Genomic DNA, 20,544 nt, shown 5'->3' with positions numbered 1-20,544 from the left:
CGGCGGAGCCGGCCGACGAGCGCCTGGAGGGCGCCGGTGGCGTCGGCGGGCGGGTCGGCGCCCCACACCTCGTCCACCAGCACGCCGGCGGGCACGGTCCGCCCGGCCCTGAGCGCGAGCACGCACAGCAGGGCACGCAACCGCGCCCCGCCGACCGGAACGGCCGTACCGTCGGGGCGGATCGCCTGAGTGGTGCCGAGCAGCCGATAGCGCACGGGGTCCATTGTCCCTGGAGCGATCAGCGGCAGTCACCGGGCTCGGCCGGCGTGGCGCCGGGGGGCTCGGGCGCGGCGGGGTTCTCCGGGCGGGTCGGTCTGGTTCCCGTGACGTCCAGTGTGACGAGCGCCCCCGTGGTGCGGCGGATCCGCCGGGGGCCCGGCCCCTCCCCGGGGTCCTCCCGCTCGAACCACCTCGGGCAGGCCGCCACCGGCTCCAGGGTGTGTGCGCCGGGCACGGGCTCGGTCGTGTACGGGGACGGCAGGAGGACCGGCCCGTCGGACGGGCGGTCCGCTGCGAGGGCCCGGTCGATGCGTTCGCGGACGCGCGGGTCCGTGCGGACCGTGTACCGCTGGTGCACCAGCTCGATGGCGCGGACGCGGCCGACCGTCTCCGCGTCGGGCCCGCCGTGGTGCTCCACCCGGGCGGTGGCGCCGTAGCGGGCGTCCTCCTCGCCCGCCGGCACGAGCCGCCAGGCGACCTCGTCGCCGACGGCGAACGGCGTGCCGCAGCACTCCATCTGCCAGTCCGCGTAGTACACCCTCATCCGTGGCATTCCTTCACCTTCGCGGAACCGGACGGCCACCGCGAGACGTTTTCCCCACGTGTCCGCGGCCGGTACGGTCGCAGTTCCCGACCGTCCCCGGCCGCAGCACAGGAGCTCGCCCATGACCACCGCCACCACCCGCCACGGCGAACGCCAGATCAGTCCGGTGTTCGTCGGCATCCTGGCCGTGACGGCGGTGACCGGCTGGGCCACCTGGACCGGATTCGCCGCGCAGCCGGGCGTCGCGGTGTTCCTGTTCGTGACGGCGGCCTGGATCGTCTCCCTGTGCCTGCACGAGTACGCGCACTCCCGCACCGCCCTGCACAGCGGGGACATCACGGTCGGCGCGAAGGGCTACCTCACGCTGAACCCGCTGAAGTACACGCACGCCCTGCTGAGCATCGTGCTCCCGGTGCTGTTCGTGATCATGGGCGGGATCGGTCTGCCGGGCGGCGCGGTGTTCATCGAGCGGGGCCGGATCCGGGGCCGCTGGCGGCACAGCCTGATCTCGGCGGCGGGCCCGCTGACGAACGTCCTGTTCGCGGCGGTGTGCACGGCCCCGTTCTGGCTGGACGCGCTGGACGGGGTGCCCGCGGACTTCCGGTTCGCGCTCGCGTTCCTGGCGCTGCTGCAGGTGACGGCGGCGCTGCTGAACTTCCTGCCGGTGCCGGGCCTGGACGGCTACGGCGTGATCGAGCCGTGGCTGTCGTACAACGTGAAGCGGCAGGTGGAGCCGTTCGCCCCGTTCGGGCTGCTGTTCGTGTTCGCGCTGCTGTGGCTGCCGTCGGTCAACAGCGCGTTCTTCGACGTGATCGACTCGATCATGCGGGCGCTGAACGTCGACGACTTCTCCCGCTACTGCGGCGAGGCGAACTACCGGTTCTGGCAGGACACCCCGGAGATCTGCCGGCTCAGCCCGTGACGGAGCGGTCCTGCCCGGCGGCCCGGCCGCGCTTGACGTAGTACCAGGTCATGTTGGAGGACAAGCCCGCCAGCAGCACCCACACGATGCCCAGCCAGCTCCCCTGGACGAAGGAGATGACCGCCGCGGCCACCGCGAGGAGGCAGACGATCAGGGCATAGAGGGCGATGCGGGGCATGGGGGTCGGCTCCGGATCCTGTCGGGGGACACTGCTGAGGTCACCAGTGTCCCCCATGGCCGGACCGGGCTCACACGTCGGTGACGCGCAGCCCGGCGTGTGCCTTGTACCGGCGGTTGACGGAGATCAGGTTCGCGACCAGCGACTCGACCTGGTGGGCGTTGCGCAGCCGGCCCGCGAAGATGCCGCGCATGCCGGGGATGCGTCCGGCCAGTGCCTGCACGATCTCCACGTCGGCGCGCTCCTCGCCGAGGACCATGACGTCGGTGTCGATCTGCTCGATCTCCGGGTCCTCCAGGAGGACGGCGGACAGGTGGTGGAAGGCGGCGGTGACCCGCGACCCGGGCAGCAGCGCGGCGGCCTGCTCGGCGGCGCTGCCCTCCTCCGGCTTCAGCGCGTAGGCGCCCTTCTTGTCGAAGCCGAGCGGGTTGACACAGTCGACGACGAGCTTGCCCACCAGTTCCTCGCGCAGCGACTGCAGCAGCGGGCCGTGGCCCTCCCACGGCACGGCGACGATCACGATGTCGCTGCGGCGCGCGGTCTCGGCGTTGTCGGCGCCCTCGATGCCGTGGCCGAGTTGCTCGGCGGCGGCCTGCGCGCGCTCGGCGGCCCGGGAGCCGATGATCACCTTCTGGCCGGCCCGGGCGAGCCGGTAGGCGAGGCCCTTGCCCTGCGGTCCGGTGCCGCCGAGCACGCCGACGACGTAGCCGGAGACGTCGGGCAGGTCCCAGGGGTCCTTGGCGGGGGCCTTGGCAGGGGTCTGTGCGCTGTCGGTAGAGGTCATGGGCCGACTCTACGTCCGCCGCGGGGTCCGTACCGGCTCAGGTCAGCCGGTGCACGGGCACCCGGCGGAAGGTGATCGTCGTGTAGGCGCTGAAGTCTCCCGTCTCGTACAGCAGCCCGACGGTGTCCGGGTCGACGCGGACCAGGTCGGAGTAGGCGGCGGGCAGCCCGTCGACGGTGAACGCCGGACGCCAGGTGACGCCGCCGTCGTCGGAGGCGCGGATGGTCATCAGGGCGCGGGCGGCGGGGTCGGCCGGGGCGGAGAAGAGGAGCAGGTCGGGGTCGCGGAGCTGGAGCACGGAGGCCTCGCAGACCGGCGCGGCCAGTCCGGCCTGCGGCCGGAAGGGCTTGACGAGGGTCTTCCCGCCGTCCCGGGAGTGGGCGTCGGCGCGGTTGCCGGGTGACGGGGAGTCGTTGCGGGTGTTGAGGTAGACGCGGCCGTCGGGGAGTTCCGCGGCGGTGGTCTCGTTGACGTTGACGTAGCCGTCGGTGTTCTCGTCCAGGTAGCCCAGGTACCAGGTCTGGCCGCGGTCGTCGCTGAGCAGGCAGTGCCCGCTGTTGTACCTGGCCTCGGCGCCGGTGTCGGTGCCGGCGGGCGGCAGGGTGTGGTTGGCCGGGACGAGGACGCGTCCGGAGGTCAGCTGGAGGGCGTGGCCGGGGGTGGTGGCGTACCAGCGCCAGCCGGGCTTCCTCACCTGCTTCGTGATCTCCCTGGGCCTGGACCAGGTCAGCCCGTCGTCGTCGCTGTGCTGCACCCACACGCGCCGCCCGTCGGCCTCCGCGACCTCGCCGCGCAGGATGGCGGCCTCGGTGGCGGACGCGGCCGCGCGGATGTGCACGAGCAGGATGCGGCCGGTGTCCAGGGCGACGGGTGCGGGGTTGCCGGCGAGGTCCGTGCCGTTGCTCGCCGCGACCCGGAGGGGGCCCCAGGTGCGGCCGCCGTCCGTGGACCGTTTGAGCACGATGTCGATGTGCCCGTGGTCGGCGGCGGAGTCGACGCGGCCCTCGCAGAAGGCGAGCAGGGTGCCGGACCTGGAGGCGACGACGGCCGGGATGCGGAAGCTCGCGTATCCCTCGTGGCCCGCGCGGAAGGGGACGGTCACGTCGGTCATCGGGCGGCTCCTCGGGCCTGTGGGGCGGCGGGGTGGGCCGCCACCATCCCCGGGTCGGGCGAATTCGCGGTGAACGCCGCGTCACGAGTGCCGTGTTGCGGCAGGATGCGGTCGCATGGACGCCGTACGGGTCGCGTTGCTGCGGGAAGTGCTCGCCGGGACCGAGTGGCTGGGGGCCACCCGGAGGTTCGCCGGGGTGCTGCGCGGGTCGGTGGTGGCGCACGGGGGCGGGCTGCTGCTGGTGGGGACGCCGGAGTACGAGCCGTGGCACCTGGCCGCGCACCTGGTGGACGAGGCCGCGTGGTCGGGCACGCCCGAGCTGGCGCCGACGCTGGTACGGCACCACGCGCGGCCTTCCGATCCCGCGCACCTGGCGGTGGGGCCGGGGCGGATCGCGGCGGCGCGGCGCGGGGAGACCCTGCTGGTGGTGGCGCCCGAGGAGCCGGCGCCGCTGCTGGAGCGGGTGCACGACGCCCGGCGGGCCGGGGTGACGGTACTGGCGCTCGGCGAAGGCGGGGGCGAGCTGGCCGCGATGGCGCACGACACGCTGGCCGTGCCTCCGGGAGCGGAGCTGGACCTGGACACCGTGCAGCACCTGGTCAGCGCGGCGGCGGGCGAGAACGGGGGTTCTCCGAGGAGGAGGCGGGGGTTCCGGGACCGCCTGTCACGCCTGACGGAAGCGCTGACGGCTCCGCCGCCGGCCCCTTGGTGACCCGCCTTTCCCACCCACCGGACACGCTCGGCCGGGTGGGAAAGCAACCGAAAAACAGTTGCCCGGCCGTGCCGGGGCGTCGAGCATGCGTCAGTGAGCCGAGCCCTTCTCCCCGACCTCGCCCCCTGGAAAGCCTCCGCCGACTTCCGGCGCCTGTGGACGTCCGGTCTGATCAGCAACTTCGGCAGCTTCCTGACCTTCGTCGCGCTGCCGGTCCAGCTGAAGGACCTGACGGGGTCCGCGGCGGCGGTCGGCGCGATCGGTGCCGTGGAGCTGCTGCCGCTCATCGTGTGCGGCCTGTACGGCGGCGCCCTGGCCGACGCCCTGGACAAGCGGAAGCTCATCGTGTGGACGGAGGCGGGCCAGGGCCTGCTCAGCGCGGCCCTGCTGCTGAACGCCCTGCTGCCGCGTCCCGCGGTCTGGCCGCTGTACGTCGTCGCCGCCCTCTCCTCCGCCCTGGTGTCCGTGCAGCGCCCGGCCCTGGACTCCCTGTGGCCCCGGATCGTCGCCCACGAGGACATGCCGGCGGCGGCCTCGCTGAACTCGCTGCGCTGGACCGTCGGCGGGGTCGCGGGCCCGGCGGTCGCGGGCGTGGTCGTCGCCTACGCGGGCCTGGGCTGGGCCTACGCGGCCGATCTGCTGACGTTCGCCGTCTCGCTCGCGTACATCGCGCGGATCGCCCCCTCCCCCGCCGCCGAGGAGGCCGCGAAGCCTGATCTGAAGGCGATCGCGGAGGGCGCCCGCTACGCGTGGAGCCGCAAGGAGCTGCTCGGCACCTATGCCGTCGACCTCGCGGCGATGTTCCTGGCGATGCCGCTGGCCGTGCTGCCGTTCCTCGCCGACGACCTGCACGCCGAGTGGGCGCTCGGGCTGATGTACGCGACGATCCCGGCGGGGGCGCTGCTGGTGAGCCTGACCAGCGGCTGGACCTCGCGGGTGCACCGGCACGGGCTGCTGGTGGTGCTGTCGGCCGCCGGGTGGGGCCTGGCGGTGGCGGCGGCCGGGGTGTGCGGGAACGTCTGGCTGGTGCTGCTGTTCCTCGCCGTCGGCGGCGGCTTCGACATGGTCAGCGGGATCTTCCGGGCGGCCATGTGGAACCAGACGATCCCGGACGAGCTGCGCGGCCGGCTCGCCGGGATCGAACTGCTGTCGTACTCGGTCGGCCCTCAGCTCGGCCAGGTCCGGGCGGGCGGCACGGCCGCGTGGGCGGGCGTGCGGGCCTCGGTCTGGTCCGGTGGCCTGGCGTGCGCGGGCGCGGTGGGGCTGCTGGCGCTGTGCCTGCCGGGGCTGATGAGGTACGACGCGCGGACGAACGAGCACGCGGTACGGGCGCGCGAGCGGCGCGCCAGCGTACCGGCGTGATCAGTCCTCGTCGGTGCCGCCCCCCGCGGGGGCGTCGTGCCAGCGCGGGTCGTTCTCCCACTGGAGGTTGCGCTCGGCGGCGGTCTCCATCGCGCGCCGGGCCTCCTCGGGGGAGGCGTACGGCCCGAAGCGGTCCTTGCCCGGGCAGTCCGGGCCCTCCTCGACCTTCTTGTGCTCCAGGCAGTAGTACCACTCGCCCGGCTTGCCGACGGTGCGCTTCTTGAACAGGGCCATGAACAGCTCCTCTCGCCACCGACATGTTCCCCCATGTCCGCTGGTTAGACTCGCTTGCATGTCTGGCCAGTCGCTGCTCGTACCAGGGGAGCTGTCTCCCACCCGTTCGGTTCCCGGAAACATCCGCCGCCCCGAGTACGTCGGCAAGCCCGCGCCGGCGCCGTACACCGGGCCGGAGGTGCAGACCCCCGAGACCATCGAGGCGATGCGGATCGCCGGCCGTATCGCCGCGCAGGCGATGGAGGAGGCCGCGAAGATCATCGCGCCGGGGGTCACCACGGATCAGCTGGACAAGGTCGCCCACGAGTACATGTGCGACCACGGCGCCTACCCGTCGACGCTCGGCTACCGCGGCTTCCCGAAGTCGCTGTGCACGTCGGTCAACGAGGTCATCTGCCACGGCATCCCGGACTCGACGGTCCTCAGGGACGGCGACATCGTCAACCTGGACGTGACGGCGTACATCGGCGGGGTGCACGGCGACAACAACGCCACCTACCTGGTCGGCGACGTGGACGAGGAGTCGCGGCTGCTGGTGGAGCGCACCCGCGAGGCGCTGAACCGGGCGATCAAGGCCGTGAGGCCCGGCCGGCAGATCAATGTCATCGGCCGGGTCATCGAGTCGTACGCCAAGCGGTTCGGCTACGGCGTGGTGCGGGACTTCACCGGGCACGGCATCAGCACGTCGTTCCACTCCGGGCTGATCATCCCGCACTACGACAGCCCGCACGCGACGACCGTGATGCAGCCGGGGATGACGTTCACGATCGAGCCGATGCTGACGCTGGGCACGCACGAGTACGACATGTGGGACGACGGCTGGACGGTCGTGACGAAGGACCGCAAGCGCACCGCGCAGTTCGAGCACACGCTGGTGGTGACGGAGAGCGGCGCGGAGATCCTGACCCTCCCCTGAGCACCGCCCGGCCCGCCGCGAGCCCGCTCCCTGCCGGGGCGGGCTTTTGCTTGTACGCTTTTACCGACATGCTGTCGGCAAAGCGGAGGCGCTCATGGACTCCTTCTCGTCCCTCCTGCGCACCGCCTCGCACGACCAGCACGCGACGGTGCGGACCTCGCCGTTCCTGAGCGCCCTCCTCGGCGGCCGGCTCGGCGTGGCGGCCTACGCGCGGTACACCGAACAACTCTTCTTCGTCTACGAGGCGCTGGAGACCACGGCCGGCCGGCTCACGGCGGATCCGGTGGCGGGTCCGTTCATCCGGCCCGAACTCTTCCGGCTGCCCGCGCTGGAGCGGGACCTGGCCCATCTGCGCGGCCCGCACTGGCGGGCGGGCCTGAGCGCGCTGCCCGCGACGAGGGCGTACGCGGACCGGGTGCGGGAGTGCGCGGAGCACTGGCCGGGCGGTTACGTGGCCCACCACTACACCCGGTACCTGGGGGACCTCTCCGGCGGCCAGACCATCCGGGACACGGCGGAGCGGACGTGGGGCTTCGCGAGGAAGGGCGACGGAGTCCGCTTCTACGTCTTCGAGCGGATCGCCAACCCGGCCGCGTTCAAACGGGGTTACCGCGAACTGCTGGACGGGATCGCGGTGGACGACCTGGAGAGGCAGCGGGTCGTGGCCGAGTGCGAGCGGGCGTTCACGCTCAACACGGCCGTCTTCCGGGCCCTGGCAGAGGAGCTCCCGCGGTCCGCCTGAGCCCCGTGCGACCGGGTCCCCCGCCGCGCACGGGAGGGGACCCGGGCCGGATCAGCGCAGGTAGTCGCTGCAGTGGGCGCCCGACCAGGTCAGGTGGTTCTCCAGCGAGGTGAGGGTGCCGGCGTACGGGCTGCATACGGCCTGGTCGTCGGTCGTGGTGTCGTAGTGGGCGGCGCTGGCCGTCGTCGCGCCGGACGCGGCGAGCGCGGCGGCGAGGGCGGTCGCGGCCAGGACTGATCTGATGCGCATGGTGCTCCTCTCAGGGAGACGGAGTGGTCACGCCCAGAGGTCCCCCTTCCTCCCCGCCGCGCTTCGCGCGCCCACACGGATCCACCCGAACGGGGGCTCGAACGATCCCCCGGACGTGCGTACGCGTCAGCGCTCCAGGTGGACCCGTCCCCCGACCTCGATCCACCCGTGTGGCTGGGGGGCCGTCAGGAGCTGCGAGCCCCGGCCCTGGGTGATGTTCAGCGCGCGGCCCAGCCGGTCGGTGAGGAGCAGCGCCGCCGCGCCGGTGGCCTCGTCCTCCTCGATGCCGTCGTCGCGGCCGGGGAAGGCGCGGGCCCGGACCCGCCCGGCCGCCTCGTCCTCCCAGGCCCAGGCGTAGATCCACTCGCCCGGCGGCGGCACGTCGAGGGCGTCCACCTCGGCGGCGCGGGCGTACTGGCGCAGGGTGCGCGGGGGCGCCCACTCCGCGCGGGCCTCGATCCAGGTGAACTCGCCGTCCAGGCGGGTCCCGACGACCCCGGCGGGCGTGACCAGTTCGGGCACGTCGAGCAGCCAGGCCGTGCCCACGCAGGGGTGACCGGCGAAGGGCAGGCGCAGGGTGGGCGTATAGATGTCGATCACTCCGCGCTCGGGGTCGTCCACGAACACGGTCTCGCTGAAGCCGAGTTTGGCCGCCAGTGCCTGCCGGTCGTCCCGCTCGGGCAGCACCGAGCCGTCGCGGACGACGCCCAGCTCGTTGCCGTAGCCGCCGTCCGGCCCGCAGAAGACGCGGAGTACGTCGTAGTCAGTCACCGGGGAATTCAAACATCGCCGCCCCGGAGACCGCCTCCCAGGCGGGGACCCCCGGGCAGCGGCCATTCCGCACCCGCTTGACCTCGCCTTTACCTTCTATTGCCATCCCCTTTGGGGCGTCGCGATCAAGCCGTGTCCGTGATCTTTTCGTGAGAGCTGAATCACGGGAGGCGGGGGTATGGGTGAGGATAGCCTCATGTAAGTTAGGGCAGCCTCACCACACCAGATTCGCTGGGAGCCTGCATGCGAGCCGTCCGACTGACCGTCACCGCCGCCGCCACCGCGGCGGCTCTGACCGCCCTTTCGGCCTGCACCGCGAAAAGCGATGCCAAGGACGGTGACGCCATCCAGGTCACGGCCGCCGACTCCACCTGCGCGACCTCCAGCAAGTCCGTGCCGGCCGGTCAGGTCACGCTGAAGATCGAGAACAAGGGATCGAAGGCGACCGAGGTCGAGATCCTGTTCCCCGACGACCGGATCGTCTCCGAGAAGGAGAACATCGGCCCGGGCACCAAGTACACGCTCACCGCCGAGGTGAAGGCCGGCTCCTACGAGATCGCCTGCCGGCCCGGCATGAAGGGCCACGGCGTCCGGCAGAAGCTGACCGTGACCGGCGGCGGCAGCACCGCCAAGCGCGACCCGAAGCTGGACCAGGCCGTCGCCGAGTACCGCCAGTACGCCCAGGACCAGGCCGACGAGACCCTGCCGAAGGCCGAGACCTTCGTGAAGGCGGTCAAGGACGGCGACCTGGAGGCCGCGAAGAAGGCCTACGGCCTCTCCCGCCTCGGCTGGGAGCGCACCGAGCCGGTCGCCGAGTCCTTCGGCGACATCGACCCGAAGGTCGACGTCCGCGAGGACGGCCTGGAGGCCGGCCAGAAGTGGACCGGCTGGCACCGGCTGGAGAAGGCCCTCTGGCAGGACAAGAAGATCGGCGCCGAGGAGAAGACCCTCGCCGACCAGCTGCTGACGGACCTCAAGGACTGGCAGAAGCGGGTCGGCAAGGCCGAGATCACCCCGAGCTCCATGGCCAACGGCGCCAAGGAACTGCTCGACGAGGTCGCCACCGGCAAGGTCACCGGCGAGGAGGACCGCTACGCCCACACCGACCTCGTCGACTTCAAGGGCAACGTCGAGGGCGCCCAGAAGGCGTACGAGCTGCTGAAGCCGGTCGCCGCGAAGAACGACCCGGCGCTCACCAAGGAACTCGACAAGCAGTTCGCGGCGCTGAACACGCTGCTCGACAAGTACCGGACGGACAAGACGTCCTACGACTTCGTCTCCTACGACAAGGTCACCAAGGACCAGCGCAAGGAGCTGTCGGACGCGGTGAACGCGCTCGCCGAGCCGCTGTCCAAGCTCGCCGCCGCGGTCGTGAAGTAAGCAAGGGGGCAAGGGCGATGACCGAGACCCAGGGGACCAATCCGTCGCGCCGCGCGCTGATCGGCTGGGGCGGTGCCGGGCTCGCGCTCGGGGCCGCCGCGGCCGGCGGGGCCGTGGCGATGACCAGGACGGGCAACGACATGGACCCGGCCGCCGCCGAGACCGGCGGCGCGGTCGAGTTCCACGGCGCCCACCAGGCCGGCATCGCCACCCCGGTGCAGGACCGGCTGCACTTCGCCGCGTTCGACGTGAAGACCGAGGACCGCGACGAGTTCGTCCAGATGCTCAAGGACTGGACGGCCGCGGCCCGCCGGATGACCGCCGGCAAGGCGGTCGGCGAGGGCGCCTACGGCGGGCTCGCCGAGGCCCCGCCGGACGACACCGGTGAGGCGCTCGGACTCAAGCCGTCCCGGCTGACGCTGACCATCGGGTTCGGGCCGTCGCTCTTCGACAAGTTCGGGCTGAGCAACCGGCGGCCCGAGGCCCTGGTCGACCTGCCCAAGTTCCCCGGCGACAACCTGGACAGGTCCCGCACCGGCGGCGACCTGTGCGTCCAGGCCTGCTCCGACGACCCGCAGGTCGCCGTGCACGCCATCCGCAACCTCGCCCGGATCGGCTTCGGCAAGGTCGCCATCCGCTGGTCGCAGCTCGGCTTCGGCAAGACCTCCTCGACCACGCCGGACGCGCAGACCCCGCGCAACCTGATGGGCTTCAAGGACGGCACCCGCAACATCGCGGGCACCGAGACCGACCGGCTGAAGAAGTTCGTGTGGGTCGGCGAGGAGGACGGGCCCGACTGGATGACCGGCGGGTCGTACCTGGTCGCCCGGCGCATCCGCATGAACATCGAGACCTGGGACCGCACCTCGCTCCAGGAGCAGGAGGACGTGTTCGGCCGGGACAAGCGCGAGGGCGCCCCGGTCGGCAAGGCCAAGGAGCACGACGAGCCGTTCCTGAAGGCGATGAAGCCCGACGCGCACGTGCGGCTCGCGCACCCCGACTCCAACAACGGCATCACCATCCTGCGCCGGGGCTACTCCTTCACCGACGGCACCGACGGCCTCGGCCGGCTCGACGCCGGCCTGTTCTTCCTCGCCTACCAGCGGGACGTGCGCAAGGGGTTCATCCCGCTCCAGCGCAAGCTGGCCGCGCACGACGCGCTCAACGAGTACATCCAGCACGTGGGTTCGGCGGTCTTCGCGATCCCGCCCGGCGTCCGGGACTCCGGCGACTGGTGGGGCCGCACGCTGTTCTCGAAGGAGGCGTAGCCCGTGTTCTCCAACTACCTGATCGGCCTGCGTGAGGGTCTGGAGGCGTCGCTCGTCGTCTGCATCCTGATCGCCTACCTGGTCAAGACCGGCCGCAAGGACGCCCTGAGGCCGATCTGGATCGGCATCGGCATCGCGATCGCCATCGCCATGGGCTTCGGCTGCGCCCTGGAGTTCGGCTCGCAGGAGCTGACGTTCCAGGCGCAGGAGGCGCTCGGCGGCTCCCTGTCGATCGTCGCCGTGGGCCTGGTGACCTGGATGGTGTTCTGGATGCGGCGCACCGCCCGGCACCTGAAGTCGGAGCTGCACGGCAAGCTGGACGCGGCCCTCGCCCTCGGCACGGGCGCGCTGGTCGCCACGGCGTTCCTCGCGGTCGGCCGGGAGGGTCTGGAGACCGCGCTGTTCGTGTGGGCGTCGGTGCACGCGGCGAGCGACGGCACCCCGCGTCCGCTCATCGGCGTCGCCCTCGGTCTCGCCACGGCCGTCCTCCTCGGCTGGCTGTTCTACCGGGGCGCCCTGAAGATCAACCTGGCCAAGTTCTTCACCTGGACCGGCGGAATGCTGGTCGTGGTCGCGGCGGGCGTGCTGGCGTACGGCTTCCACGACCTCCAGGAGGCCGACTGGATCCCGGGGCTGGGCGACCTGGCGTTCGACATCAGCGGCGCCATCCCGCCGGACAGCTGGTACGGCACCCTGCTGAAGGGTGTGTTCAACTTCCAGCCGGACCCGACGGTCCTTCAGATCACGGTGTGGGCGCTGTACCTGGTCCCGGTGCTCGCGCTGTTCCTCTCCCCGGTAGGGTTCGCCTCCGGAAAGGGGAAGGTGAAGGAGCCCGATGACCAGGGAACGCAGCCGTCGCCGGCTTCGCAGGCGTGACCGGAACGCACTCATAGCGGCCTCGCTGACCGCTTTGTCGCTGACCGCGAGCGGATGCGTGGTGGTGCACGGTGAGCGGGTGGTGCTTCCCGCGGCCACCCGCGCCGAGGCCGCCAAGGCGGTCACCGCGTTCACGGACGCGTACAACAAGGCCGACAAGGCCTACGACAGCTCCCTGGACGCGCCCTACGTCGCCGGCGCCCTCTCCGACATCGACTCCGCCCGGCTGAGGGCGGGGCACGTCAACAGCCCGTCGGGGAACGCGAACCACACCCCGCTGACGCTGAGCGACGTGAAGATCACGATCCCGAAGAAGGCCGGCTGGCCCCGCTGGTTCGTCGCGGACGCCCACGGCAGCAAGGGCGGGAACTTCCGCTGGGTGCTGGTCTTCACCCGCGGTGACCTGGGCGAACGCTGGCAGGTGAGCTATCTGACGCTCATGGCCCCCGGCACCGTGCCCGCGTTCAGGACGGACGAGGACGGCTGGGCCGAGGCCGTGCCGGCCGACACCACCCGGCTCGCCGTCCGCCCGGACGAGTTGAGCAAGACGTACGCGGACTACCTGGAGAACGGCGGGAAGTCCTTCGCGGACGGCCGCTACACCAGCGGGCTGCGCGCGGACCGCGCGAAGGAGGCCAAGAAGCCCGGGCTGGTCCGGCAGTTCATCGACGAACCGCTCACCCACGGCGACTACGCGCCGCTCGCGCTGCGCACGGCGGACGGCGGGGCGCTGGTGTTCTTCACCACGCACCACTACGAGAAGCAGACCGCCTACACGGGCTCCACCGTGCCGGTCCCGAACAAGGACGTGCAGGCCCTGATCAAGGGCGAGGTGAAACAGTCCCTGACGCTGGAGTCGATCGCCAACCAGGCCGTGCTCGACCCGGCGGGCAGCGGACCGGTGCGGATGCTGGGGCGGGTGCAGGGGCTGACGTCGGCGCAGGGCGAGTAGGCACCGGGACCGGGGCCCGCCGGACGGTCAGTGGTGCAGGGGCCAGGCCGCGCCGTGGTGGCCGGACTCGGTACCCGCGTGCCGGGCGCAGGCGTCGGTGAGCGCCTCCAGCAGGGTCAGCGGGTCCGGCAGCGGGTGCTCCAGGCCCCGCACCCAGCGCACCCGCTGGTCGTCGTCGCCGGGCAGCCGGGCGGGCGGTACGAGGACGTAGGAGCCCCGGCAGTGCCAGCGCAGCCCGGGGTGCTCGTCCATCGTCTCGGGGTGGCAGTCCAGTTCGCAGGGCCACCACTCGTCCTCGTCCTCGGGGGTGCCGCGGGTGAGGGTGAAGAACAGCATGCGGCCGTCGTCGCTCTCGGCGACCGGGCCGACCTCGACGCCGGAGCCGAGCAGCCGGTCCAGGGCCTCGCGGCCGGCCTCCAGGGGCACGTCCAGCACGTCGTGCACCATGCCGGTGGCGGTGATGAAGTTCGCCGCCGGCTGGTGCCGGGCCCAGCGCTCGATCTGGGCGCGATCGGTGGTGGACTGCGTCTGCCAGGCGAACGACACCGGGTGCCGGGCGGGGGTGGGACAGCCCACGCGGTCGCAGGAGCAGCGGTAGCCGTCGGAGGGGTGCGCGGCGGGGGCCAGGGGCAGGCCCGCCGCGGCGGCGGCGAGCAGCAGGGTCTCACGGCCGCCGTCGTCGGCGGCGGCCTCCTTCGCGCGGCGTCCGAGCAGCCACTGGGAGAGTTTGCCCTGCCGGCCGCTCCGGCCGCCGAACGTCGCGCTCATCTATCCCCTCGGTCTGGTGGTCGCCTCGCTGGTGTGCGGACAGCATGCCTTATCGTCCCATCTTCGCGTACTTCGGGGGGTCGCCGCAGGCGAGTGGCCGGCCGTCACCGGGCGGCGGGTGGGCGGTCTCAGGGCGCGGCGATCCCGTGCAGGGCGTACTCGACGAGGGTGTCCGTGTAGTCGTACGAGATCGGCCCGGTCCGTTGCAGCCAGCGCTGCGCGAGCGGGGAGACGAACAACTCCAGCGCGATCCGGGGGTCGACGCCGGCTCGTACGGCCCCCGCGTCCTGGGCCGAGCGCAACCGGGCGACGTACAGCTGGAGCTGCGGTTCCAGCAGCCGGGTCACCACCTCGCGGCCGAGTTGCTCGTTGACCACCCCCTCCGCGGCCAGCGCCCGCGCCGGCGCCTCGAAGCGCGGGTCGAACAGCTCGTCCACCGTGGCCCGCAGCACCGCCTTGAGGTCGGCGGCCAGGTCACCGGTGTCCGGGATGGCGTCCGCCTCCTGGCCCGCCGCCCGGGCCGCCTGCTCGGCGAGGTCCAGGAACGCCTCCAGCAGGACGTCCGCCTTGGACGACCACCAGCGGTAGATGGTCTGCTTGCCGACCCCGGCCCGGGCGGCGATGGCCTCGACGGTGGTCTTCGGATACCCGACCTCCCCGACGAGGGAGAGGGCGGCGGCGTAGATGGCCCGGCGGGACTTCTCGCTGCGGCGGGTGGCGTCGGGGGCGGGCTTGCTGACCATGGGGTCGAAAGTAACAGCGGCGGGGGCGGGCTATGACACCGGTCAGGACGCGGAGTCGTCCGGCGGCCAGGCGTCGCCCCAGTCCGCGTCCCGGGCCGCCTTGTACAGGTCGCCGTGCCGCTTGGTGACCGTCGTCCGGCGCAGCCGCTCCTCGGCCTCGCACAGGTCGAGGAGCACCTGGCCCTTGCGGATCTGCGGGCGCCGCACCACCCGGGCGGGGGCCGGCTCGGCGGGCAGCCGGGTGGCGGCGACGTAGGAGAACTTCTCGTCCTCGTACGCCAGCGAGCCGCCCTTGACCTGGCGGTGCAGGGAGGAGCGGCCGACGCGGGCGGAGAAGTGGCACCAGTCCGTGCCCGGTGCGATGGGGCAGGCGGCGCTGTGCGGGCAGGGGGCGGCGATGCGGAAGCCGGCCCGGATCAGCCGGTCGCGGGCCTCGATGACACGCGCGTAGCCGGCCGGGGTGCCGGCCTCGACGATCACGACGGTCCGCGCGGCGCCGGCGGCGGCGTCGACGAGGGCGGCGCGGTCGGCCTCGGCGAGTTCGTTGAGGACGTACGACACCGTGACCAGGTCGGTGGCGTCCAGCGCGAGGTCCTTGCCGATCCGGGCGCGCTGCCAGCGGGCGCCCTTCAGGGCGGGGTTGGCGGCGGCGATCCGCCGGCCGAGGGCGAGGGCGGGTTCGGCCCAGTCCAGCACGGTGACGCTGCGCTCGCCCGGCCAGGTGGCGGTGACGGCCCAGGTGGCGGCGCCGGTGCCGCCGCCGACGTCGACGTGGGCGGCGGGCGTCCAGTCGGGGACGGTCGCCGCGAACGCCTCCAGCGCGCGGTGGACGGCCTCGAAGGTGGCGGGCATGCGGTAGGCGGCGTACGCGGCGACGTCGGCGCGGTCGCGGAGGATCGGCGCGTGGGTCGGGGTGTCACCGCGGTAGTTGGCGATCAGCCGGTCCACGGCGGCGGCGACCTCCGTGGGGGGCAGGCCGTCGAGCAGCTCGGCCAGGGCTGTGCGGAGGGGGTCGTTCACCTGGCGATTCTAGCGGCGCCCGGCCCGCCGGGGGTTCGCTGGTCGGCTGGGAAGGTGCCGCCAGGCAGGCGGCTCGGGTGGCTCTCAGATCACCGCTCGTGCCAGGTGGGTCGCCAGTCTCGCCCGGGGGCCGCTGTCCGGTGGGCGGCGTTTCGGGTGGACCGTGTTGGCCAGGAGCACCAGGAACGTGTCCGTCGCCCGGTCCAGGACCAGGGACGTGCCGGTGAAGCCCGTGTGGCCCGCCGCGCCGCTGCCCGCCAGTTCGCCCATGAACCAGGGCTGGTCCAGTTGGAAGCCCAGGCCGGGCGGGGTGAACAGCAGCTCCACGAGGTCGGGGCCGAGGATGCGCGCGGGGCCGTAGGAGCCGCCCGCGAGCAGGGCGCGGCAGAAGACGGCCAGGTCGGGCGCGGTGGAGAAGAGGCCCGCGTGGCCGGCGACCCCGCCGAGCGCCCAGGCGTTCTCGTCGTGGACCACGCCCCGCAGCATCCCCCGGTCGGCCTTGGCCCACGGCCGCCGCTGGTCCTCGGTGGCGGCGGCGCCGGGGCAGGGCCCGAACGCGGTGGCGGTCATGCCGAGCGGCCGGGTGACGCAGTCCCGCACGAGGACGTCGAGGGTGCGGCCGGTGACGCGCTCCAGCACGAACTGGAGCAGCAGCATGTTCAGGTCCGAGTACACGTACCGGCCCGGCTCGCCGGAGGGGGCCTCGGCGCGCAGCAGGTCGAGGCGGGTGGCGTCGTCGGGGCAGTCGTACAGGGGCAGTTCGGGGCGCAGCCCGGAGGTGTGGGTGAGCAGCTGCCGCACCGTGGTGCCGTGCGCGGCGGCGCCGTGGAAGTCGGGCAGGTAGTCGCCGACGCGGGCGTCCATGCCGAGGGTTCCGCGCTCGATCTGCTGCACGGCGGCGACGGATGTGAACAGCTTGGTGAGGGACGCGAGGTCGAAGGGGGTGTCGACGGTGGCCGGGACCCGGGCGGCCGGCGGCAGTTCCACCGCGGTGCCGGTCTCGGGGTCGTGGGCGGCGTACCGCACGGCCCAGCCCGCGGCCTCGGCCACGGCGATCACGGGTCCGCGGCCGGCCAGTACGACGGCGCCGGACGCCCAGGGGCGCTCGCCGGCGGTGAGGGCGTGCACCTCGTCGACCAGGTGCCCGAGTTCGACGGGGTCGAGCCCGGCGCGTTCCGGCGTGCCGGCGCGCAGTCTCGGTGCGCTCAGCTCTCGTCTCCCTCCGACCCGGCACGGGGGGTCTCCCGTGCCGCCCAGGGATGGCACAGTCCCACGAAGCAGGCCACCGCGACCAGTGCAGCGGCCAGCTGGACGACGGCCATCGGGACGGCGGTGTGTTCCCCGGCGACGCCGACGAGCGGGGAGGCGACCGCGCCGACGAGGAAGGAGGAGGTGCCGAGCAGCGCGGAGGCGGAGCCGGCGGCGTGCCGGGTGCGCAGCAGGGCGAGGGTCTGGGCGTTGGGCAGGGTGACACCCATCGCGGACATCAGGACGAAGAGGGCGGCGGCGACGGGGACGAGGCCGGTGTCGCCGAAGACGCCGGTGGCCATCAGCAGCAGGGCGGTCGCGGCGACGACGATCACCGCCAGCCCGCCGGCGAGCACCTTGTCCAGGCTGACCCGGCCGACCAGCACCTTGCCGTTGAACTGGCCGGCGGCCACCAGGCCGACGGAGTTGAGGCCGAACAGCAGGCTGAAGGTCTGCGGGGAGGCGCCGTAGATCTCCTGGACGACGAACGGGGACGCGCTCACGTAGGCGAACAGGGCGGCGAAGGCGAAGCCGCCGGCGAGCATGTAGCCGGTGAAGGGCAGGTCGGCGAGGAGGCGGCGCATCGCCCGCAGGGCCTCGCCGGTTCCGCCGCTGTGCCGCTCCCCCGGCGGCAGGGTCTCCGGCAGCCGCGCCCAGACCAGCGCGGTCAGCGCGGCGCCGACCACGGAGAGCACCACGAAGACGCCCCGCCAGTCCGTCACCCGGAGGATCTGCCCGCCGACGAGCGGGGCGACGATGGGGGCGGCCCCCGAGATCAGCATGAGGGTGGAGAAGAAGCGGGCCATGGCGACGCCGTCGTACAGGTCGCGGACGACGGCCCGGGCGATGACCACTCCGGCCGCGCCGGCGAGGCCCTGCACCAGCCGGAAGGCGATCAGGGTCTCGACGGTGGGCGCGAGGGCGCACAGGGCGGTGGCGGCCAGGTAGACGGCGAGTCCGGCGAGCAGCGGGCGGCGCCGGCCCCAGCGGTCGCTGAGGGGGCCGACGACCAGTTGGCCGAGGGCGAGTCCGGCCATGCAGGCGGTGAGGGTGAGCTGGACGGTGACGGCGGGGGCGCCGAGGGAGCGGGTGACCTCCGGCAGCGATGGCAGATACATGTCCATCGCGAGCGGGGTGGTCGCGGTGAGCCCGCCGAGGAGGAAGGTGAGCAGGGGGCCGCCGCGGCGCGGCGCGCCGGCCGGTGAGGGTGCGGGGGCGGGGGTGGAGCGCTGGTCCCGTTCCGGTGTCGGTGCCGCCGCGTGGTCCGGCATGTGCCCCTCCCTGCTTCCCTGACATCGCTGTCGCCGACATGACCGGCACCTATGCTCTCAGCTCGTACACACTGCCGAGGAACGGATGAGCGAGGGCGGGGATGGCGGGAGAGAGCGTGCGGTGGGGGATCCTGGCGACGGGCGGGATCGCGGCGGCGTTCGCGGCGGACCTGGTCGATCTGCCGGGCGCGGAGATCGTGGCGGTGGCGTCGCGCCGGCGGGAGTCGGCGGAGGCGTTCGCCGAGCGGTTCGGGGCGGAGCGGGCGTACGGCGACTGGGAGTCGCTGGCGGCGGACCCGGACGTCGACGTGGTGTACGTCGCGACTCCGCACGCGGCGCACCGGGCGGCGGCCGGCCTGTGCCTGGAGGCGGGCCGGAACGTGCTGTGCGAGAAGCCGTTCACGCTGAACCTGCGCGAGGCGGAGGAACTCGTCGCGCTCGCCCGGGACCACGACCGCTTCCTGATGGAGGCGATGTGGATGTACTGCAATCCGCTGGTCCGGCGGCTGAAGGCGCTGGTGGAGGACGGGGCGATCGGCGAGGTGCGGACCGTGCACGCCGACTTCGGCCTGGCCGGCCCCTTCCCGGCCGCGCACCGGCTGCGGGATCCGGCGCTGGGCGGCGGGGCGCTGCTGGACCTGGGCGTGTACCCGGTGTCCTTCGCCCAGCTGCTGCTCGGCGAGCCGGACGGGGTCGCCGCGAGCGCGGTGCTGTCGCCGGAGGGCGTCGACCTCCAGACGGGTGCGGTGCTGTCCTGGGAGAGCGGCGCGCTGGCCTCCCTGCACTGCTCGATCGTCGGCGGTACGGCGGTCACGGCGTCGGTCACCGGTGCGCACGGCCGGATCGACATCCCGTCCGGTTTCTTCCATCCCGACCGGTTCGTACTGCACCGGGACGGCCGTGACCCCGAGGAGTTCGCCGCCGACCCGGCCGACGGGCCGCGCACCAGTCTGCGGCACGAGGCGGCGGAGGTGATGCGGGCGCTGCGGGCGGGCGAGAAGGAGTCGCCGCTGGTGCCGCTGGAGGGGACGCTCGCGGTGATGCGGACGCTGGACGCGGTGCGGGAGCGGATCGGGGTGCGCTACCCCGGGGAGGAGACGGCGGGTGACGAGGTGGCCGTCCTCGCCGGGTAACCGTATGACGGACAGCTGATTCCGCATGGCGGACTTCCCGCCTAGGCTGCGGAACCATGACTGACAGGCAATCGAACATCGCGGTGGTGACCGGGGCCGGCTCCGGCATCGGGCGGGCCGTCGCCGTGGAGCTGCTGCGCGCCGGCTGGTCGGTGGCGCTGGCCGGCCGGCGCGCGGAGCCGCTGACGGGGACGGCGGCCCTGGTGCCGGAGGCGGCCTCGCTCACCGTCCCCACCGACGTGGCGCGGCCCGAGGACGTCGAGGCGCTGTTCACGGCGACCGTGGAGCGGTTCGGGCGGGTGGACCTGCTGTTCAACAACGCGGGGACCTTCGGGCCGGGCGGGGTCCCGGTCGAGGAACTGCCGTACGACGCCTGGCGGCACGTGGTGGACACCAACCTCAACGGCGCGTTCCTGTGCGCCCAGGCGGCCTACCGGCGGATGAAGGAGCAGGACCCGCAGGGCGGCCGGATCATCAACAACGGCTCCGTCTCGGCCCACACGCCCCGCCCGCACTCGGTCGCCTACACCGCGACCAAGCACGCGCTGACCGGCCTGACCAAGTCGCTGTCCCTGGACGGGCGGCCGTACCGCATCGCGGTCGGGCAGATCGACATCGGCAACGCGGAGACGGACATGACGGCCCGGATGCGGACGGGCGCGCTCCAGGCGAACGGCGAGACGGCTCCGGAGCCGGTGATGGACGTGGCCGACGTGGCACGCACCGTGCGGCACATGGCGGAGCTGCCGCTGGAGGCGAACGTGCAGTTCGCGACGGTCCTGGCGACGGCGATGCCGTACATCGGGCGCGGCTGAGGCGCGCTCCCCCGGCTCACTCAAGCGGAATTTGAACATCCGCGCTATTGCGGCTCATCGGTGACATGTGCTCAACTTTTCTCCACCAGAGCTTCACAGTTGGAGCACAGAGGTTCCGCAGCCACCGCCAGGGGGGAGGCGGCGGTCGTTCCACCGGACCGGAGTTGGGGGTGGACCTCGCGGGGGACCGCGGGGTACACACGGCCCGCTGGAACGACCGCCGCCACATACCGCCGTACGGCCGGCTCGGCCGCGGGCGGGACGACCGCCCGGCGCCGGTGCGACGCCCCGGCACCCCGGTCAGTGCCGGCGTCCGCTCCCCGTCC

24 protein-coding genes are annotated in these 20,544 nt (G+C 73.0%); 11 read left to right on the top strand and 13 right to left on the bottom strand.

Annotated elements, in window-relative coordinates; genetic code table 11:
* Together ABZV94_RS32015 and ABZV94_RS32010 are read right to left on the bottom strand one after the other, a co-directional pair.
* A partial coding sequence (locus ABZV94_RS32015) for a helix-turn-helix domain-containing protein (RefSeq protein ID WP_356346602.1) occupies window positions 1–224 on the bottom strand: 224 nt, incomplete at its 3' end.
* A gap of 14 nt (window positions 225–238) precedes the next feature.
* Window positions 239–763 carry a DUF6578 domain-containing protein gene (locus ABZV94_RS32010; RefSeq protein ID WP_356346599.1) on the bottom strand — a complete coding sequence of 175 codons (525 nt, stop codon included), beginning with the start codon at window positions 761–763 and terminating at the stop codon, window positions 239–241.
* A 121-nt stretch (window positions 764–884) separates the two neighbouring features.
* Between ABZV94_RS32010 and ABZV94_RS32005 the strand changes: the two genes are divergently transcribed.
* Window positions 885–1,685, top strand: coding sequence for a site-2 protease family protein (locus tag ABZV94_RS32005; RefSeq protein WP_356346597.1), 801 nt, complete (start codon window positions 885–887; stop codon window positions 1,683–1,685).
* Here ABZV94_RS32005 and ABZV94_RS32000 read toward each other — a convergent pair.
* From ABZV94_RS32000 to ABZV94_RS31990, 3 genes are read right to left on the bottom strand one after another with little or no spacing between them, the layout of a single operon-like run.
* Entirely contained in the window at window positions 1,675–1,920 is a 246-nt protein-coding gene (locus ABZV94_RS32000; protein WP_356346595.1) for a hypothetical protein, read from the bottom strand. The two genes, ABZV94_RS32005 and ABZV94_RS32000, sit on opposite strands and share 11 nt — an antisense overlap.
* A gap of 13 nt (window positions 1,921–1,933) precedes the next feature.
* Entirely contained in the window at window positions 1,934–2,647 is a 714-nt protein-coding gene (npdG, locus tag ABZV94_RS31995; RefSeq protein ID WP_356346592.1) for an NADPH-dependent F420 reductase, read from the bottom strand.
* A gap of 37 nt (window positions 2,648–2,684) precedes the next feature.
* Window positions 2,685–3,758 carry a sialidase family protein gene (locus ABZV94_RS31990; RefSeq protein ID WP_356346591.1) on the bottom strand — a complete coding sequence of 358 codons (1,074 nt, stop codon included), beginning with the start codon at window positions 3,756–3,758 and terminating at the stop codon, window positions 2,685–2,687.
* Between the two features lie 115 nt (window positions 3,759–3,873).
* Here ABZV94_RS31990 and ABZV94_RS31985 point away from each other — a divergent pair, with 115 nt between their 5' ends.
* Window positions 3,874–4,470, top strand: coding sequence for a hypothetical protein (locus tag ABZV94_RS31985; RefSeq protein WP_356346589.1), 597 nt, complete (start codon window positions 3,874–3,876; stop codon window positions 4,468–4,470).
* Between the two features lie 93 nt (window positions 4,471–4,563).
* Window positions 4,564–5,832: an MFS transporter gene (locus ABZV94_RS31980; protein ID WP_356346586.1), complete on the top strand. Its 1,269-nt coding sequence runs from the start codon at window positions 4,564–4,566 to the stop codon at window positions 5,830–5,832.
* On the opposite strand, the gene ABZV94_RS31975 is transcribed toward ABZV94_RS31980, so the two are convergent.
* Complete coding sequence (locus ABZV94_RS31975; protein ID WP_014672360.1) at window positions 5,833–6,066, bottom strand: hypothetical protein; 234 nt, start codon at window positions 6,064–6,066, stop codon at window positions 5,833–5,835.
* Between the two features lie 58 nt (window positions 6,067–6,124).
* Between ABZV94_RS31975 and map the strand changes: the two genes are divergently transcribed.
* Window positions 6,125–6,982, top strand: a complete 858-nt coding sequence (gene map / locus ABZV94_RS31970) for a type I methionyl aminopeptidase (protein WP_356346584.1) — start codon at window positions 6,125–6,127, stop codon at window positions 6,980–6,982.
* A gap of 94 nt (window positions 6,983–7,076) precedes the next feature.
* A complete protein-coding gene (locus ABZV94_RS31965; RefSeq protein ID WP_356346582.1) occupies window positions 7,077–7,724 on the top strand; it encodes a biliverdin-producing heme oxygenase in 648 nt (215 codons plus the stop codon).
* 51 nt (window positions 7,725–7,775) lie between these two features.
* Here the strand turns inward: ABZV94_RS31965 and ABZV94_RS31960 are convergent, their stop codons facing one another.
* Entirely contained in the window at window positions 7,776–7,973 is a 198-nt protein-coding gene (locus tag ABZV94_RS31960; protein ID WP_356346579.1) for a hypothetical protein, read from the bottom strand.
* A gap of 126 nt (window positions 7,974–8,099) precedes the next feature.
* Window positions 8,100–8,744 carry a PhzF family phenazine biosynthesis protein gene (locus ABZV94_RS31955; protein ID WP_356346577.1) on the bottom strand — a complete coding sequence of 215 codons (645 nt, stop codon included), beginning with the start codon at window positions 8,742–8,744 and terminating at the stop codon, window positions 8,100–8,102.
* 243 nt (window positions 8,745–8,987) lie between these two features.
* On the opposite strand from ABZV94_RS31955, the gene efeO reads away from it, so the two are divergent.
* Genes efeO through ABZV94_RS31935 form a run of 4 tightly spaced genes read left to right on the top strand, consistent with a single transcriptional unit; the run spans window position 8,988 to window position 13,220 of the window.
* Window positions 8,988–10,124, top strand: a complete 1,137-nt coding sequence (gene efeO, locus ABZV94_RS31950; RefSeq protein WP_356346574.1) for an iron uptake system protein EfeO — start codon at window positions 8,988–8,990, stop codon at window positions 10,122–10,124.
* Window positions 10,125–10,141: 17 nt separating this feature from the next.
* Entirely contained in the window at window positions 10,142–11,392 is a 1,251-nt protein-coding gene (gene efeB / locus ABZV94_RS31945; RefSeq protein WP_356346571.1) for an iron uptake transporter deferrochelatase/peroxidase subunit, read from the top strand.
* Window positions 11,393–11,395: 3 nt separating this feature from the next.
* Window positions 11,396–12,268: an iron uptake transporter permease EfeU gene (efeU, locus tag ABZV94_RS31940; RefSeq protein WP_356346569.1), complete on the top strand. Its 873-nt coding sequence runs from the start codon at window positions 11,396–11,398 to the stop codon at window positions 12,266–12,268.
* The gene (locus ABZV94_RS31935; protein WP_356346567.1) at window positions 12,228–13,220 is read left to right on the top strand and encodes a hypothetical protein; all 993 of its coding nucleotides are present in this window, start codon (window positions 12,228–12,230) and stop codon (window positions 13,218–13,220) included. The genes efeU and ABZV94_RS31935 overlap by 41 nt, the downstream gene beginning before the upstream one ends.
* A 27-nt stretch (window positions 13,221–13,247) precedes the next feature.
* Here the strand turns inward: ABZV94_RS31935 and ABZV94_RS31930 are convergent, their stop codons facing one another.
* The 5 genes from ABZV94_RS31930 to ABZV94_RS31910 all read right to left on the bottom strand — a co-directional run bounded on the left by ABZV94_RS31930 (window position 13,248) and on the right by ABZV94_RS31910 (window position 18,270).
* Window positions 13,248–13,988 (bottom strand): bifunctional DNA primase/polymerase, encoded by a 741-nt coding sequence (locus ABZV94_RS31930; RefSeq protein ID WP_356346565.1) that lies wholly within the window; start codon window positions 13,986–13,988, stop codon window positions 13,248–13,250.
* Window positions 13,989–14,116: 128 nt separating this feature from the next.
* The gene (locus ABZV94_RS31925) at window positions 14,117–14,731 is read right to left on the bottom strand and encodes a TetR/AcrR family transcriptional regulator (RefSeq protein ID WP_356346562.1); all 615 of its coding nucleotides are present in this window, start codon (window positions 14,729–14,731) and stop codon (window positions 14,117–14,119) included.
* A gap of 42 nt (window positions 14,732–14,773) precedes the next feature.
* Complete coding sequence (locus ABZV94_RS31920) at window positions 14,774–15,751, bottom strand: small ribosomal subunit Rsm22 family protein (RefSeq protein ID WP_356346560.1); 978 nt, start codon at window positions 15,749–15,751, stop codon at window positions 14,774–14,776.
* An 84-nt stretch (window positions 15,752–15,835) separates the two neighbouring features.
* Window positions 15,836–17,017: a serine hydrolase domain-containing protein gene (locus ABZV94_RS31915; protein ID WP_356346558.1), complete on the bottom strand. Its 1,182-nt coding sequence runs from the start codon at window positions 17,015–17,017 to the stop codon at window positions 15,836–15,838.
* Window positions 16,957–18,270 carry a multidrug effflux MFS transporter gene (locus ABZV94_RS31910; protein WP_356346556.1) on the bottom strand — a complete coding sequence of 438 codons (1,314 nt, stop codon included), beginning with the start codon at window positions 18,268–18,270 and terminating at the stop codon, window positions 16,957–16,959. Before ABZV94_RS31910 ends, ABZV94_RS31915 begins: the two co-directional genes overlap by 61 nt.
* Before the next feature lie 101 nt (window positions 18,271–18,371).
* On the opposite strand from ABZV94_RS31910, the gene ABZV94_RS31905 reads away from it, so the two are divergent.
* Together ABZV94_RS31905 and ABZV94_RS31900 are read left to right on the top strand one after the other, a co-directional pair.
* Window positions 18,372–19,403: a Gfo/Idh/MocA family oxidoreductase gene (locus ABZV94_RS31905; RefSeq protein WP_356346553.1), complete on the top strand. Its 1,032-nt coding sequence runs from the start codon at window positions 18,372–18,374 to the stop codon at window positions 19,401–19,403.
* Window positions 19,404–19,459: 56 nt separating this feature from the next.
* Window positions 19,460–20,218, top strand: a complete 759-nt coding sequence (locus tag ABZV94_RS31900; RefSeq protein WP_356346551.1) for an SDR family oxidoreductase — start codon at window positions 19,460–19,462, stop codon at window positions 20,216–20,218.
* Window positions 20,219–20,544: the final 326 nt, after the last annotated feature.

The organism is Streptomyces sp. NPDC004658, from assembly GCF_040609555.1.
Taxonomy (GTDB): Bacteria; Actinomycetota; Actinomycetes; order Streptomycetales; family Streptomycetaceae; genus Streptomyces.
Note: the sequence above shows the minus strand (reverse complement) of the source record. Positions and strands in the feature narration are given on the sequence as shown.